Annotated in this window: 13 protein-coding genes; 3 read left to right on the top strand and 10 right to left on the bottom strand. The window is 58.8% G+C overall.

Features of this window, described 5'->3' with window-relative positions:
• Window positions 1-6: 6 nt before the first annotated feature.
• From KW062_RS12700 to KW062_RS12660, 9 genes are all read right to left on the bottom strand, one after another.
• Window positions 7-1,020, bottom strand: coding sequence for a GlxA family transcriptional regulator (locus KW062_RS12700; RefSeq protein WP_027620252.1), 1,014 nt, complete (start codon window positions 1,018-1,020; stop codon window positions 7-9).
• Between the two features lie 88 nt (window positions 1,021-1,108).
• A complete protein-coding gene (locus KW062_RS12695) occupies window positions 1,109-2,599 on the bottom strand; it encodes an aldehyde dehydrogenase (protein WP_027620253.1) in 1,491 nt (496 codons plus the stop codon).
• A gap of 1 nt (window position 2,600) precedes the next feature.
• Entirely contained in the window at window positions 2,601-3,503 is a 903-nt protein-coding gene (locus KW062_RS12690; RefSeq protein ID WP_027620254.1) for a dihydrodipicolinate synthase family protein, read from the bottom strand.
• Window positions 3,504-3,569: 66 nt separating this feature from the next.
• On the bottom strand, window positions 3,570-4,898 hold the full coding sequence (locus tag KW062_RS12685) for an MFS transporter (protein WP_105755586.1): 1,329 nt from the start codon (window positions 4,896-4,898) through the stop codon (window positions 3,570-3,572).
• A 67-nt stretch (window positions 4,899-4,965) separates the two neighbouring features.
• Entirely contained in the window at window positions 4,966-6,282 is a 1,317-nt protein-coding gene (locus KW062_RS12680) for an NAD(P)/FAD-dependent oxidoreductase (RefSeq protein WP_027620256.1), read from the bottom strand.
• A gap of 138 nt (window positions 6,283-6,420) precedes the next feature.
• Window positions 6,421-7,575, bottom strand: a complete 1,155-nt coding sequence (locus KW062_RS12675) for a GlxA family transcriptional regulator (RefSeq protein WP_256351003.1) — start codon at window positions 7,573-7,575, stop codon at window positions 6,421-6,423.
• On the bottom strand, window positions 7,532-8,557 hold the full coding sequence (gene proX, locus KW062_RS12670; protein WP_027620258.1) for a glycine betaine/L-proline ABC transporter substrate-binding protein ProX: 1,026 nt from the start codon (window positions 8,555-8,557) through the stop codon (window positions 7,532-7,534). Before proX ends, KW062_RS12675 begins: the two co-directional genes overlap by 44 nt.
• 57 nt (window positions 8,558-8,614) lie before the next feature.
• Window positions 8,615-9,568: a glycine betaine/L-proline ABC transporter permease ProW gene (proW, locus tag KW062_RS12665; protein WP_027620259.1), complete on the bottom strand. Its 954-nt coding sequence runs from the start codon at window positions 9,566-9,568 to the stop codon at window positions 8,615-8,617.
• Window positions 9,569-9,613: 45 nt separating this feature from the next.
• Window positions 9,614-10,648, bottom strand: coding sequence for a quaternary amine ABC transporter ATP-binding protein (locus KW062_RS12660; RefSeq protein ID WP_105755601.1), 1,035 nt, complete (start codon window positions 10,646-10,648; stop codon window positions 9,614-9,616).
• Window positions 10,649-11,020: 372 nt separating this feature from the next.
• Here KW062_RS12660 and KW062_RS12655 point away from each other — a divergent pair, with 372 nt between their 5' ends.
• The 3 genes from KW062_RS12655 (at window position 11,021) to KW062_RS12645 (ending at window position 14,888) form a co-directional block, all read left to right on the top strand.
• Window positions 11,021-11,980 carry a LysR family transcriptional regulator gene (locus tag KW062_RS12655; RefSeq protein ID WP_027620261.1) on the top strand — a complete coding sequence of 320 codons (960 nt, stop codon included), beginning with the start codon at window positions 11,021-11,023 and terminating at the stop codon, window positions 11,978-11,980.
• 135 nt (window positions 11,981-12,115) lie between these two features.
• Complete coding sequence (locus KW062_RS12650; RefSeq protein WP_105755584.1) at window positions 12,116-13,453, top strand: MmgE/PrpD family protein; 1,338 nt, start codon at window positions 12,116-12,118, stop codon at window positions 13,451-13,453.
• A 199-nt stretch (window positions 13,454-13,652) separates the two neighbouring features.
• Entirely contained in the window at window positions 13,653-14,888 is a 1,236-nt protein-coding gene (locus KW062_RS12645; RefSeq protein ID WP_027620263.1) for an aromatic ring-hydroxylating oxygenase subunit alpha, read from the top strand.
• 213 nt (window positions 14,889-15,101) lie between these two features.
• Here the strand turns inward: KW062_RS12645 and KW062_RS12640 are convergent, their stop codons facing one another.
• Window positions 15,102-16,736, bottom strand: a complete 1,635-nt coding sequence (locus tag KW062_RS12640; protein WP_105755583.1) for an arylsulfatase — start codon at window positions 16,734-16,736, stop codon at window positions 15,102-15,104.

The raw sequence follows: 16,736 nt of genomic DNA, 5'->3' as shown, positions 1-16,736 counted from the left end.
CCTCCGTCAAAACTCCAACCGCACCTCTCTGGACGGCGAATTACCAAAATAAGCCGTGTAGCACTTGCTGAAATGGCTCGGCGAGACGAACCCGCACGCCACCGCGACCTGGACGATGGACAGCCGGGAATGCTGCAGCAACCGCCGCGCTTCGGTGACCCGAAGTTCGAGGTAATAACGCAACGGCGTCGTCCCCAATTGCGACCGAAACAGCCGCTCGATCTGCCGCCGGGACAGCTTGACCAGACTCGACATTTGTCCCAGATCCAGCGGCTCCTCCAGATTCGCCTCCATCAGTTTGACGATCTCGCGCAACGGCGCCGCCATCTTGACGTGCAGCGTCGGGTTCAGCCGTCGATACTTCGAGGCTTCAAACGCGAGGATATCGCTGATGCCTTCCACAAGGCCCGCGCCGTGGGCCTGGCCAATCCATTCCAGCACCATGTGAAACGCCCCGCCGGGGCTGGCCGCGGTGTAACGATCGCGATCGACCATGAAGCTTTCGCTGGTGACCTGGCTGTGTTGCGCAGCCTCCGCCAGCGCTGGCCGATGTTCCGGGTGAATGGCACAGCGGTAGGCGTCCAGCAGACCCGCTTCCCCGATGAACCAGGCACCGTTCCACAGGCCGGCGAGCGCCACGCCCTTGTCGGCCACTTTCTTCAACAAAGTGCGCAACTGCGCATCGGCGCGCAGTGGCGTGCGCAGGCCACCGCAGACGACCAACAACTTCAAATCCGCCAGCGGATAGGTCGCAAGATCGTGGTCCGGGCGGATGATGATACCCAGGTCGCTTATCACTTCCTGGCCATCGAGGGTAAAGGTACAGGTGCTGTAAAGATCCGCCCGCAACAGGTTGGCGGTCACCAGCGCATCGAGTGCGTTGGTGAAAGACGGCAGGGAGAAGTGATCGAGCAGGATAAAACCCACCGCCGCACGTGAAGCAGGCGCCGGATTGTCATCCTTGAGATAGCGGAGATTCTTGCCCTTGATGGTTCCGCAAAAATTGCGTTGTTCTATCACTGAAAACCCACTCCGCTCGAACCAGCACGAGGATCGCCCCAACCAATGAGGTTGAGGCGATCCTTGCATCACAACATTCAAATGTCTATCAGGATGCGTCGATCCAGATGGTCTTCAGCTCGGTGTATTGGTCGTGGGCCCAGATGGACTTGTCCCGACCACCGAAGCCGGATTCCTTGTACCCGCCGAACGGCGTGGACGCATCGCCCTCACCGAAACAGTTGACGGTGACGATGCCGGCGCGAATGCCGCGAGAGAGCTTCAAGGCGTTGCGCAGGTTGCCGGTGTAGGCCGACGCGGCGAGGCCGTAGGCGGTGTCGTTGGCCAGTTCGATCGCTTCGTCCAGGGTACTGAAGGTTGTCACGCTCAGCACCGGGCCGAAGATTTCTTCCTGGAACAAGCGGTTGTCGCGCCCTACTCCGTCGACGATGGTCGGCTGCACAAAGATCTCCCCGGCAGTGTTCCCACCGGCGAGCACCTCGAGTTTCTCCTGCTTGGCATGTTCGATGTAAGAGCGCACTTTTTCAAAGTGAGCCTTGCTGATCATCGACCCCAGACGGTTTTGCGGGTCGAGTGGATCACCCATTTGCCAATCGGCCAGGTGCACCTGAACGCGCTGCAACAACGCGTCCTTGATATCCTTGTGAACGATCAGGCGCGACGACGCCGAGCAGTTTTCGCCCATGTTCCAGAAGGCACCGTTGACCACGTGCTGGGCGACTTGATTGATGTCTTCGACATCATCCATCACCACTGCCGGATTCTTGCCGCCGCACTCCAGCACGATGCGCTTGAGGTTCGATTCACTGGAGTATTTGAGAAACAGCCGCCCGGTGTCGGTCGAGCCGGTGAAGCTGACCATCGACACATGCGCGTGCCGGCCCAATGGTTCGCCCGCCTCCTTGCCACCGCCAGGCACTACGTTGAACACGCCCGCCGGGACTCCCGCCTGATAGGCCAACTCGACCACGCGCAGCGTACTCAAGGTGGTTTCCTTGGCCGGTTTGACCACGATCGAACAACCGGCGGCCAGAGACGGGCCGATTTTCCAGGCGAGCATCAGCAGCGGGAAGTTCCATGGCAGGACCAGGCCGACTACGCCGATGGGCTCGCGCACGACCATGGTGACCGCGCCAGAGCCTGTCGGCGCAGTCGAATCATAAACCTTGTCGATCAGCTCGGCATGCCAGCGCAACGTATGGATGGTCTCCGGAACGTCGACGTTCTGGCATTCACGAATGGGTTTGCCGCTGTCCAGGCTTTCGAGCACCGCCAGTTCATGGGCGTTGTCTTCCAGCAGTTGCGCGAACCGTAGCAACACGGACTTGCGTGCAACAGGCGCCAGCCCATGCCAGCGCGCGTCGTCAAAAGCGGCCTTGGCTGCCGCGACGGCCACGTCGACATCCCGCGAATCGCAGGCAGCAATCTCGGCCAGCACATCACCGGTGGCCGGGTTGGTCGTGGTGAAGGTGTTGCCCGATTGCGCAGCGCGAAACTGGCCGTCGATAAAGGCCTGAGTGCGAAACTCGAGCTTGCCGGCCAGGTCGCGATAGGCCTCTTTGGTCAATAAATCTGCCATTTCAAACCTCCCCGACGATAGCGCCGACGTTCTGTTTCAGGGTCTGGATCACCTCTTTCAACGCCTGCTTCTCGGACGCTTCGAGCGGTTGCAAGGGCGCACGCACGCCACCGGTGCGCAGTCCGTTCAACTCACTGCCGTGTTTGATCGACTGGACGAACTTGCCGCTTTCGAGGAAGTCCATCAGCGGCAACATGGCCGACATGATGCGACGCCCCTTGGCGAAGTCTTTTTCAATCACGCAGGCTTCGTAGAGCGCCACGTGTTCACGCGGGATGAAGTTGGAACCGGCGCAAACCCAGCTGCGGGCGCCCCAGGCGAAGAACTCCAGGGCCTGATCGTCCCAACCGCAGGAGATCTGAATCTGGGGATGGGAATGCGCCAGCCGATGCAGACGGCTCATCTCCCCCGAGCTTTCCTTGATCGCGACGATGTTCTTGCACTGGGCCACCGCAGCGAAGAACTCGTCGCCCATGGCCACGCCCATGCGTGCCGGATAGTTGTAGAGCATGATCGGCAGCCCGGCGGCCTGATCCACGGCCAGCACATGAGAGGCGATTTCCTTCTGGGTCGGCAAGGCGTAAGGCGGCGATCCCACCAGCAGCGCATCGGCTTCGATCTCCTTGGCCTTTTCGGCGAAGTACACAGAGTCTTCGGTGCGGATACCGCCAGTACCGACGACCAGCGGCAGGCGCCCGTTGATCACATCCTTCGCGCGCTTGGCCAGCTCGACGCGCTCGGTCGCGGTCTGCGCGTAATACTCACCGGTAGAACCACCAATGACGATGCCGTGGACCCTGGACTCGATCAGGTACTCCAGCACCTCGGCGAAGGCCGGGTGATCGATCTGCCCATCCGCAGTCAGTGGCGTGATCGCAGGGGTAAAAATGCCGTCGAAGTTCATGAGGTTGTCTCCAGTGGTTTGCAGGTTGGTTGCCCTCGACTGTCATCAGTCGGGTTGGAAAAACGGTTAATTCAGCGATGCAGCCTGTTGCAGATTCAGCGACCGGGTTTCAGGCGCCAGGACCCAGGACAGCAGCAGCCCGACCAGGGTGACGCCCGCAGCGGCATACATCGTTTCGGCGATCCCCAAAGTGCTCAGGGAAATCGGCACCAGATACGTGCCGGCAGCAGCGCCGACGCGTGACAGCGAGGTGCCCATCCCCACGGCAAAGGCGCGAATTTCCGTGGGGAACAATTCGTTGGGGTACACCAGCGTCAGCACTTGGGCGCCGCCAATGAACAGCGCGTAGGCAATGAAGAAGAACAGCACCAGGCCACTTGGACCGGCGTGACCGATGGCCAGGCCAAGCAGCGCTAGGCCGGAACACAGGAAGCTGTAGATCAGCAGATTGCGCCGCCCCACCCGATTGATGATTCGTGTAGAGATCACGCAGCCGATGACGAAGAACAGGGTAATGGCGATCGAGCCCAGCGATGCCCAGTCACCTTGCAGGTTCAGGGCGGCCAATACCCTTGGCGCAAAGGCGTAGACGGCGAACAACGGGACCACCGAACAGGTCCAGAACACCACCACGAACAGCATGCGTTTGCCGTAGCCGGAATGCAGCAGATGGGCGATGCTGACTTTCCCGCCGCTGGACTGTTCCGGCAGGTTCTGCAGGGAAAAGTCCGTACCGTAGACCTGCTTGATAATAGCGTCTGCCTCGGCGGGGCGGCCCTTGCTCAGCAACCAGCGGGGCGATTCCGGCGTACCAATGCGCACGAGAAACAGCAGCGCACCGATGATCGAAGCGCTGGCCAATACCAGACGCCAGGCGTCCGCTCCGCAGAGCTTGAACATAAGTTCGCCGACGATATAGGCCATGGCAGCACCGGTGAACCACATGATGGTCAGCATCGCCAGGCGTGGGCCACGGTATTTGCGCGGCAGGAACTCCACCAACAGCGAGGTGGCCACCGGGTATTCAATGCCCACCGCCACGCCGAGCAAGAGCCGCAGGAAAAACAGGGCAATGGCCGAGTCGACCCAGTATTGGGCCAGGGAGGCGACGATGAAGATGCTGGGGCCAGCGAACAACAGGCGTTTGCGCCCCAGAATGTCGGTGAGCCAACCGCCGAGGAAGCCGCCGAAAAAGATCCCGATGAGCGCCGAAGCGGCAATCATGCCCTCCCAGAAATCATCCAGGGCCAGGGACTTGGACATGTGTATCAGCGCGACGCCGATGATGCTGAGGACGTAGCCATCGACAAAGGAACCACCCGCCGCGCGAACCGTCAGCAGACGATGGAAGCGGTTGAGCGGGACATCCTCAATTGAAACACCAACGTTGTTCATTTCTTATCCTTGTATTCGACATCGGAAAGCGCATCGCACTTGCAAGTGGGTGTCCGGATGAGGTGACTCAGCTTTCTCTGCCAGCGCGGAATTGCCCCCACTTGAGGTTCATGTTCACCCCCAGCGAAAGAAAAGGTTCGGGCGGATTACTGTTCGGCCCTGGTGCGTGCAACAGAAACTCGATCAGCCCGCTGCGGTCGCCCGCGAGCCAGTCGGCAAGCAGTTTCCCAGTCACTGTTCCGCGCGTTACACCCAGGCCATTGCAACCCAGGGCGCCGTAGACATTGGGCGCCAACTCACCGAAGAAACCGTTGTGGTTACGCGACATGGCCAGTGCTCCGCCCCAGGTGTATTCGAAATTCACACCAGGGAGCATCGGGAAGCGTTGATCGAACGAGGCTTTATGGCGACGGACAAAACGCTCGTTGTATTTGCTGTTGCTGCGCCCGTCCGGGTTGAAGCTGAAACTATTTCTGATCAGCAGGCGGTTATCCGGGGTGCGCCTGACGGTGGTACCGAACGGATCTGCCGGAATGGCGCCCCAGTACGGCTTACCCCCCAGACGTGCCTGTTCTTCTTCACTCAGCGGGCGAGTGATGCTGGCGTAGGTGTAGATGGGCAACATGCGCCCCTGGAGGAAGCCGAAGCGCATGCCGAACGAGTTATTGGCCAAAATCAGCTTGTCGGCACTAATACTGCCGTTGGCGTGCTTGAGCAGCGTTTTCGCGCCGTACTCCACTTGCAGAATCGGTGTGCGCTCATACAGCTTGACGTTGTCCGGCAGGCTGTCAGCCAGCCCTTTCACCAGCGCCGATGGCTGAATCAGAATCGCGCCAGGGGTGTACAACGCCTTGCGATAAAAGTGCGTGCCCAGATGCCCGGGCAACTCTTCGGCGTCGATCATCTGATAAGGCTGTTCGAGTTTATCCAGCCCTCGTCGGTACGCCTCGAGCACCGCGATGCCGCGATCTTCCACGGCCGCCTGGTACTTGCCGCAGGCTTTCATCTGGCAATCAATGTCGAACTGACTGACCAGCTCACGCAAGATCGACTGCCCGGCCAGATTGAGCTTGAGGCTGGTGCGGGCGAGGTTGATATCGCCGATGTAGTCGTCGGCACCGATGTCATGGGGCAAATCGATGGCAAAGCCGGCGTTGCGCCCGGATGGACCCAGGCCCACTTCCTGTGCCTCGACCAATACCACTTCGTCATCAGGAAAATTAAGCGCCAGTTGGCGCGCAGTGGCCAGTCCGGTGAACCCCGCGCCAATAATCACCCAGCGCGCGCTGGTATGTCCCTGGTGCGCTGGCTGCGGTATGCGCGGGCGGCTCAGGTGAAACCAGCCACAACTTTTATCATCGGCGGGTAACGAAGTAACTTTCATAGTCTTGGACCGCTTATTATTGAATTGCTTTAATTGAAACCCACTGCCGATCGCCCACTCGACGCCTTGCCAGGCAACTTCATGCCCACCATTGATTACTTCCAAACAAGTCGTGGTGTCAGTACGTGTCGACGTCCGTCAACAGTTCGTGGCAATTGCATATCTCCCGGCACTGGCAGCGTCATCACAATAATAATTATCGCGATAGGTCATGGGCGGCAGGCCAAACAGATCCTTGAAGCGTTTATAGAAATGCGGGTAACTGACAAATCCGGTGGCCAATGCAACATCGGTCAACGAGCGATCGCTTTGCACAATAAGTTGTCGTGCCCGGGTCAGACGCAACTCCAGGTAGTAGCGATTGGGCGCGGCATTCAAATAGCGTGCGAAGCGTCGTTCAAGTTGCCGCCGTGAGACACCGACCTGACTGGCGATCTCTTCGATTTCCATCGGCGCCTCGATATGGTTTTCCATCAGGTTCAGCGCGATGTTAAGCGGCCGCGGAATCGCCTTCGCCACCAGGGCGACCCCCGCCTCGCGGTGTTGCGCGGCCTTGGGTTGGTGCACGCGCCTGATTTCCCCGGTCAGCCCGGCATCGCCCCGAGCACCCAGCTCCTGCATGATCGCCAGGGTCATGTCGAGTGCCGAGGCTGCGCTGGAGCAGGTGCCACGGCGCTGTTCGAAGACAAAATCCGCAGCGGTGATTTTCACCTGAGGAAAATACTCGTACATCAACGCGCAACTATCGGCGTGGCACGCACTGTCCTGACGATCGAGCAAACCGGCGTCCGCCAGGTAGAACGCGGCATTCCAGACGCCGGCGACGATACCCTTGCCAGTGGCGGTCTTTTTCAATACCCGACGCAGTAAAGGATTGGCGAACAGCCTGACACGCTGCCCTCCTACGACAATCACCGCGTCGCAGTTAAACTGCTCCGGCACCAGCCGTTCCGAAGAAAGCGCGACGCCGATATCACTTTCAACCAGACCGCCTTGCAGCGAGTAAGTGGAAACCTTGTAAATCGTCTGGCTGCTGATCAAGTTGCCGGTGGCCAGGGCATCCATTGCCGTTGAAAGCGTGGTCAGTGAAAAGTGATCAAGCAGAATGAATGCAACCTGCACTACTTTTTCATGACCTATTGAATCTGTAGTTTGCCGAAATCCGCTGTTCTGGAACTTCAACGTGCTTTGGAAGGTACCCATTATTTTCCACCTGATCACAATCACTTGAAACGTTGGCAAGCCATATTTAGTTTTTGGCGGCAGCCCGCGCGTCAGCCAGCCATTTGTCATACTCGCTCTGGTGAGCCTTGATCCATTCGGCGGCATGTCGCTTGATGTCGGCGAGGGACTTTTCACCCTTCTGCATGCGCAGATTCTGCGCACTTTCGTCGTCGGTGGTGATCTGGTATTCGGAGAGGAACTTGACCGCTACCGGGTTCTTCTCGGCGAATTCCTTGTTCACCACGGCGTTGATGGTATCCACCGGAAAGCCGAGGTTTTTCCCTTGAAAGAAGGTGTCCTTGCTTTCCTTGCCATCCGGCAATGAGGTGAAGGGCACCGGCAGCCAGACCACGTCACGCCCTTCAACCAGCACGCTGGCGATCCACTGCGGGACCCAGGTGAAATACAGAACCGGCTTGCCTTGCTGGAAACGGGCGATGGTGTCGGCCATCAGCGCAAAGTACGAACCGCGGTTGTCGACCACTGTCGGGCCGAGGCCATAGGCTTTCATGTGATGCTCGATCATCACCTCACACCCCCAGCCCGGATTGCAGCCGGTCAGATCGGCCTTGCCGTCGCCATTGCTGTCGAACAGCTTGGCAATCTCCGGTTTCTTCAGGTCGGCAAGATCCTTGATCTGATAAGCGTCAGCGGTTTTCTTGTCGATGACGTAACCCTGCAGGACGCCTTTCATGACCTGCCCGACCTTGGTCATCGAATCATCGCCACCGGCCTTGTCGTAGAAATCCTCATGCAGGTGCTCCCACTCGTGGACGGTGAAATCCGCGTCGCCGTAGGACAGCGCCAAAAACATCGCGGGATAGTCGGTTTCCTTGGGTTGTTTGACGTCATAACCCAGGTCTCTGAGGCCGGCCATGGCTATTTCGCCACGGAACCGCTCCTCGGCGATCGTCGGGAAGATCGGCGTGATGGAAACGCCGGCCCCTGGCTTGTTTGCATCAGCGGCATATACCGCCGAACAGGCAATTGCACCAAACACCGAAGCAACCAGACTCGCAACGAGCGTTTTCTTGAGATCTGCAAGTTTCATTTTTTCACCACGCTTTGGGTTGTAGTTTTAGTGGGCAGGAATAGTTGAACCGGCACCTTAATTAGTCACTGGGCGCGTCACGCTTTTCTTTTTCTTGAGTTTCAGGACAAGGCCCACAGGTCCGGTCTCGTACCAACGCTGTCCGGAGGCCAAATCACTGCTACGCTGCCCCATGGCCTGGGTCAGACGGTCGAGGAATACCGCGAGCAGTACCAGGCCTGCACCGCCGACACTGGCCAGCCCCATGTCGAGGCGACCGATGCCGCTCAATACCATCAGGCCGAGACCGCCGACTGAGATCATCGACGCGACCACCACCATCGACAGGGACAGCATCAGGGTCTGGTTCAAACCCGCCATCATGGTCGGCGCCGCCAGCGGCAACTGGACCTTCATAAGCATCTGCGTGGCCGTACAGCCAAAGGCCCGCGCCGCTTCGACCTTGTCGGCCGGCACCTGGCGGATGCCCAAATTGGTCAGGCGCACCAGCGGTGCCACGGAGAAAATGATGGTGACAATCACACCGGGCACGTTACCGATGCCGAACAACATCACCACCGGCACCAGGTACACGAAGGCCGGCAAGGTTTGCATCGCATCCAGCACCGGGCGGACGATCATTTCGGTGCGATCGTTGCGGGCACACAGGATGCCGAGGGGAATGCCGATAACCGCACAGAACAACAGCGAAGTCAGTACCAGCGCCAACGTGACCATGGCATCGTTCCACACGCCGATCAGTCCGATTCCGGTCAGGGTGGCCACGCTAAAGATAGCGATGCGTTTACCGCCGATCTGCCAACTGATCAAGCCGGCAATAATGATGAAGACCAGAGGCGGTACTGAGAGTAATCCCCACTGCACACCATCGAGCACCTGGTCTACCGGCCAACGAATCGACCGGAACACTTCCCGGAAGTTGTGAACCAGATATTTAAGAGCTGTTTCAACCCACGACCCCAATGGAATATTGAAAGTTTGAAAGGGGTCCAAAAAGTTAAAGTCCGACATGATTCTTCCTCGCCTCAGAACTAACAAGCCTTCTGATCATTGCAATTAATGGTTATTCAGACAGCTCAGAAGATGGCCTTGGGAAATACAGCCTTTGTACAGGCCAATTTCATCAACCACCGGAGTTGGAGTTGCCGAGGCAGCGACGATATGCAGTATTTCTCTCAAGGAAGCGTCCGCTTTGACAGGCGTCTGGCGGCCGGGTTGATAGGTGATCGTCGAGTCTTGCTGGGCGATATCCCCGGCCTTGAGAATTCGACTGGTATCGAAACCATTGAAGAAGTCGCGGACATAGTTATTGACCGGGTTACACAGCAGCTCGCGCGGTGTCCCGATCTGCACGACACGCCCGCCTTCCATGATTGCGATGCGGTGGCCAATGCGCACGGCCTCTTCGATGTCGTGGGAAATAAAGATGATCGTGCGGTTCTGCTCGGCCTGAAGTTTGATCAACTCACCCTGCATTTCGCTGCGGATCATCGGGTCCAGGGCCGAGAAGGCTTCGTCCATCAGCAGAATCGCCGGGTCGTTGGCCAGGGCGCGCGCCAGGCCTACACGTTGCTGCATGCCACCGGACAACTGATGGGGGAAACTGTATTCCTGGCCGGAAAGCCCGACTTGTTGAAGAGCACCCATGGCCCGGCAATAGCGTTCTTTTTCACTGACGCCACTGATTTCAAGACCAAAGCTGACGTTATCGATAACGCTCATGTGGGGCATCAGCGCGAAGGATTGAAAGACCATGCCCATGTCTTTGCGACGCACTTGCAACAGGTCTTTGTCGCCCAGCCCGGTGATTTCCTTGCCATTCAGAAAGATCGATCCGGACGTAGGTTCGATCAAGCGGTTGAACAATCTGACCATGGTTGATTTGCCAGAGCCCGACAAGCCCATGATGACAAAAATCTCACCACGGCGAACGGCGAAATTCGCGTCAAACACGCCGATGGCCTGGCCGGTTTTCTGGAAGACTTCAGCTTTGGTGGCGCCTTCCCCGATCATCTTCATGGCCAGTTGGGGTTGCGCACCAAATACTTTAAAAACGTTTTTGACGGAAATAATCTCGTCGATGTCATTCATATTCATACCTTGCCTCCTTGGTGTTCAGCAGGATCCGCCTCAAGCGAACTGCTAAACAGCGGATTTATTTTTGAACGGCAGCGGTAGTCATTACGTAGTTTCACGACGATCTTCCTTTTATTATTTTTAAAGCCCAGGAAAGAGGGATGTTTCAAATTTATTAGCATCGCCTTTTCAAATCCAACTACATTTACAGGGATATTTTGATAACGTCGGGTTATAGATCGGCGCCGCCTGATCGCACCCCTTGCCCCACCGCTCACGTGCGACCGACCATGGTCCGACAGCGACGTCAACGTAGCCGCAGCATCAGGGTTCCGTTACCCTCCCCGCGCTTCGCTGGGGAGCCGTGCCGTTAGGAGAACGTAGTAAATGTCCAAGCATGTCGATCCCGACACGATCCTGCTGAAGATGCCTTCGTTGAGGGCTGTGAAGGCTTTTGTGGCGGCCGCCAAGTACGAAAGCTTCACCCGTGCGGCCGAGGCCTTGTGCGTTTCCCAGGCCGCGATCAGTCGGCAGATCCGCGAGCTGGAGGGTTATCTGGGCGCCCAGTTGTTTACCCGGGTTGGCCGCGCCGTGGAACTGACGCCGGCCGGCGCGCTGTTTTTCGATGCCGCCCAGTTGTCCTTCGTCAACATTGCGCAAGCGGCTGAACGTATCCGCAGCAGCCAGTCGCAGAAGAAGGTTTTGACCATCTGCTGCTCCCCGGCCTTTTCCGCACTCTGGCTGTCGAGCCACCTGCCCGAATTTGTCGCGCAGAGTCAGGACATCGAACTCAACCTGATCACCACCCAGAACTTCCTGACCATGGAGCCCGGGGTTCAGCCGGATATCTTCATTACCAAGATTTCGCGCATACGCGACGGTTATAGAAGCTACCCGCTGTGCCAGGACGTCATTTACCCGGTCTGTTCACCGGAGTACCTCAAGCAGCACCCGGAAATCTCGACCATCGAAGGCGTGCGCGATTCAGCGCTGTTGAACCTCAGCCCCTATGGCCGCTCCCAGGTCGCCGAGCATGTGGATTGGGGCGTCTGGCTGGCGTTCCAGGCCATCGACATCGACGACCGCCCCGCCAGCAGCCCGCAGATTTTCAATGCCAACGACTACAACCTGCTGATCAGTATGGTGCTGACTCACCAAGGAATAGCGCTGGGCTGGAATCACCTGGTGGCGCGGCTGTTGGAGCAAGGTTTGCTGGTGCGGCCGATTGAACAGGAGGTGCAGTTACGTAACAGCTGGCATTACTTGAACTGTCGGGAGAATGCCGACAATGAAGACGAACTGCGCCGATTCCGGGAATGGATCCTCTCAAAATTTCCACGCCGGTAATGGCGATACATGATACCTGTGGGAGCGATCTTTCCATCCGTTTTGGTTATCAATTGCTCTACCAAAAAGTTGCTAGAACCATCCCCTCCTGTGGCCCATTGTTAAGCGGGCCCAACCACAGGAAGGACTGCTTTAATGTCACTTTTCCACTTCTGCCACGACTTTGATTTCCTCGACGCCCCGCCCAAGACCCGACAAATCCTCAAGAACAGCCTGCTCGATATCGTCGGGGTCATGGCCGGCGCGGCGGGCAATGACACCAGCCAACTGATGCGGCGCTTCGCCACGCTGCACTACCCGGCCGGGGCCTATACCAGCCGGATGGTGTTCGATGGCCGGCGGGTCAATGTGCTGGGCGCGGCGTGGGCCGGTGGCTTTTCCGCCGACAGCCTGGACGCCCATGAAGGCCACTTCCTGTCCAAGGGCCATGCCGGCGCCACCGTCGTACCCGCCCTGCTGGCACTTGCCGACGCCCTGCACGCCCAAGGCAAAGCCATCAGCGGCCATGAGTTTCTCAGCGCACTGTGCATCGGCTACGAGACTGGCCTGCGCGCTGGCGTCGCGTTGATGGCCACGTCTGCGACCTATCACGCCTCGGGTGGCTTCTCTGCAATCGGTGTGGTCTGCGCCGGCTCGCGCTTGCTGGGTTTCGATGAACAAACATTCCGCCACGCCCTGGGCATCGCCGAATACTTCAGCGCTCGTTGCCCGATGATGCGAGTGGTTCAGGCCCCGACCATGCTGCGCGATGCCCACGGCGCCGGCGCCTTCGTCGGTCTGAATGCGCTGCTGATGGCCCGGGAAGGCCTGACCGGTGCGCCCGCCGAAACCGTGGAAGACCCGAGCGTCGCCGAGCATTGGCGCGACATCGGCCAGCGCTGGGAGATCGATAGCCAGTACTTCAAACCCTGGCCCGTCTGCCGCTGGGCGCAGCCGGCGCTGACCGCCATGCTGGCGCTGCAGCACGAGCACCCTGAAGTTGACGCGCAGTCGATCGAAACCCTGCGTGTAGAGACTTTCTACGAGTCGATGTGCTTGCAAGGCCACACCCCGTCCAACGCCGATCAAGCCCAATACGCACTGGCTTTCCCGCTCGCGGCACTGATCGTCAGGGGCAAGCTCGGCCCGGAAGAAGTCACCGGCGCAGCCATTACCGCGCCCGACATTCTGTCCATGAGCGCACGAATCGAGATCGTCGAAGCCGCCGATATCTCGGCGCGATTCCCGGACGAAATCCTCTCGCGCCTGACCCTGACACTGAAGAACGGCACGGTGCTCATCAGCCCAACTACCGCCGCCAAAGGCGACCCGCATACCGCGTTGAGCGCCGAAGAGTTGGATCAGAAATTTGACCTGTTCTCTGTCGGTCTCGGGCAGAAAAGAAGCCTGGCGGTGAAACAGGCGATCACTCAGCTCGATCATGCAGCGTCAGCTATTACCGCCCTGGCTCCGCTGTTTGATGCAGTGGATTGATTTAGGGTCCAACCGATAACTACACATCATGGATTGCCTCCCCTAAATGTCGTTTGTGGCGCCCGGCGCGGCCGATATAGGCTGCGCCCATCGTGACCGGTAGCCGATCGAGCCAGGCGGCAACTTGATGAGTCAGTTGAAAACAATATAAGTCACCTTCAAAGGTGACCGCTCAAGGTATATATCCTGGGAGGATAAGATGGATAACAAAGAAACCGTTTATAAGCTGATTTCCCAACGCAAAGCCTGGCATTCCCTCCCGGGCGCGCTGTACAGCAGTGAGGACGTCTATCGCCAGGACCTTGAGCACATCTGGCATCGTGACTGGATTTTCGCCGGGCACACCTTTGAACTCGAAAAACCCGGCCAGTACTTCACCCTGCAAGTCGGCGATTACCCGGTCGTCGTTGTACGCAGCAAGGATGGCCAGGTACGCGCCTTCCACAACGCTTGCCGCCACCGTGGCGCCAAGGTCTGCGAGGCCGATCACGGCAAAGTCGCGAAGATGGTTTGCCCCTACCACAAGTGGACCTACGAGCTGGATGGCAACCTGCTGTTTGCCGGCAACATGGGCCAGGATTTCGACAAGAGCCAATACAACCTGAAAAGCGTGCACTGCGAAATCGTCCACACCTTTATTTACGTCTGTGTGGCGACCAAGGCACCGGACTTCGAACCCTTCCGCAGCGCCGTCGCCCCCTTCGTTGCCCCGCACAATCTGGATGACTGCAAAGTCGCATTCGAGTCGAGCATCATAGAACGTGGTAACTGGAAGCTGGTGTTCGAGAACAACCGTGAGTGCTACCACTGCGACGGCTCGCATCCCGAACTGCTGCAATCGTTCGTTGACAACCTCTCAGTGGGCGGCACCAGCGGCGATGATGATCCGGAACTCTCCGCCTACTGGAACAAGTGCGAAAAAGCCGGCCTGCCGAGCCGCCTGGTGATGGACATCAATGGCCAATACCGGATGACCCGCATTCCGCTGTCCAAAGGCGCGGTGAGCTACACCATGGACGGCAAGCCTGCGGTCACCAGCCGCCTGGACAAAAGCGGCGAAGCCGATATCGGCGCCCTGCTCTACTTCAACTATCCGTCGACCTGGAATCACTTCCTCGGCGACCACGCATTGAGCTTCCGGGTGTTGCCGATCAGCGCCACGCAGACCATGGTCACCACCAAATGGCTGGTGCACAAGGATGCGGTGGAAGGTGTCGACTATGATATCGATCGGCTGACCAAAGTCTGGATCGCCACCAACGATCAGGACCGCACCCTGGTCGAAGGCACCCAGCGTGGCGTGACCTCGCCGTCCTACGAGCCAGGCCCTTATTCCGAAACGGCGGAAACCGGCGTATGCCAGTTCGATGACTGGTACTGCGCAACCATGCTGAATCGCCTGCAAGGGCCAATTCCGTTGAAGTCAGTTGGCTGACACCCTGCAGCAGTGGACGCTGATCTTGTGATCGACCAACCCTATGGGAGCGCCGCCCGAGCTGTTCCCACAAGGTGTATGTGGTTGATCACACTTGTAGGCGCCAGCTTGCTGGCGAAGGCGGCGGCACAGCCGACATCATCGGTGGCTGACACCCCCTCTTCGCTTCAAGCCAGCTCCCACAGGGGTTTGGAGCGATCACAAGAATCGCGTTCAGCGCGGCGCAAACACCACGCCCACCTCCTGCGCATACTTCATCCACTCGGCCTTGAGCCGCTCCACCGTGTCCGGCTGCGCGGCCGCCAGATCCGTGGTCTCGCCGCGATCGCGTGCCAGATCAAACAGCTGCCACTGCAATGGCTGAACGTTATCGCCAAACCCTGCCTGCGGGCGCATGCCCAATAGCTTCAGATCGCCTTCGCGGTAATAGGCGTTACCGAATAGCTCCCCGGCCAGACGCCCGTCACTGTGCGGACTGCCTTTGCCAGCCAGCAGCGGCAGCATCGATTTACCGGTGATCGGGTGTTTGCCTGCAACCTGTGGCTGGGCAATCCCCGCTACCTCAAGAAAGGTCGGCGCCAAATCGTCAACCCTTGCGATGCCGCGTTCGATACCTTGCCGACTCATAGCCTTGGGCAACTGGACAATAGCCGGCACGCTGATGCCACCCTCGGCAGTAGTGCCTTTGAACAGGTGGAACGGCGCGGCGCTGACTTCGGCCCAGCGCAGGCCGTAGTCGATTTGCGAACCCTTCTTCCCAAGGTTGGCGAGGCTGTTGTCGGTATGAGCGCCAAGCGGATAGAACTGGCTGTGGTTCTCGCCTGCCGCGCCGTTGTCCGACATGAACACGATCAGGGTGTTGTCGTACTGTCCGCTCTGACGCAGATAGTCCACCAGGCGACCGATGTTGTGGTCGAGGTTGTCGACCATGGCGGCGTAGATTTCCATTTTCCGCGCTTCGAGCTTCTGCTGTTCCGGGGTCAATTGGTCCCAGCCCGGCAGTTTCGGATTGACCGGCAAAGGCTTGGCGGGCTGGGCATCACTGGCGAGGACACCGAGGTTTTTCATCCGCTCGATACGTGCCAGGCGCACGCTGTCATAGCCCTGGTCGAAGCGCCCCTGGTACTTGTCGAGGTATTCCTTGGGCGCTTGCAACGGCCAGTGCGGCGCGGTGAACGCGGCGTAGGCGAAGAAGGGTTTGCCTTCCTTTTTGCTGTTCTGCAGGTAGCTGATCAGCTTGTCGGTGTAGAAGTCCGAGGAATAGAAATTCTCCGGCAACGCCACGGCCTGGCCGTTTTCGCGGTAGTGCACCTGTTCGATTTTGGCCGGATCGACAGTCGCCGGTTTGAAGTGCGGCGCTCCGCCTTCAAGCAAGGTGAAAGACTGTTGGAAACCCCGTTTATCCGGACCCTGATCGGCTTCCAGACCCAGGTGCCATTTGCCGACCATCGACGTACTGTAGCCGCCCTGCTGCAGCAGCTCGGCAATCGAGTAGGCCTGAGGATTCAGATAGCCCTCGTAACCCGGCTTGCCACGCTGGAAAGGCTGCAGCGCCTCAGCCATGGTGCCAAGGCCGACCAGGTGGTTGTCGGTGCCGGACATCAGCATCGAACGGGTAATCGAACAGGTCGGCGCGGCGTACATATTGGTGAATTGCAGCCCGTCCCTGGCCAGTTTATCCAGGGTCGGGGTGTTGATATCGCCGCCGTAGCTGCCGAGGTCCGAGTAACCCAGGTCATCGGCGACGATCAGCAGGATGTTCGGTGGTGCCGAGGCCGCCAGGGCCAGGCTGCTGGTCAACGCCAGCGCGGCGGTCAGCAAGGTGTGAGGCAGAGGCAAACGAGCCAT

It is taken from the genome of Pseudomonas fluorescens (genome assembly GCF_019212185.1).
Classification (GTDB): Bacteria; Pseudomonadota; Gammaproteobacteria; order Pseudomonadales; family Pseudomonadaceae; genus Aquipseudomonas.
The sequence above is the reverse complement of the archived record's forward strand: the minus strand, read 5'-3'. Positions and strand labels throughout refer to the sequence as shown.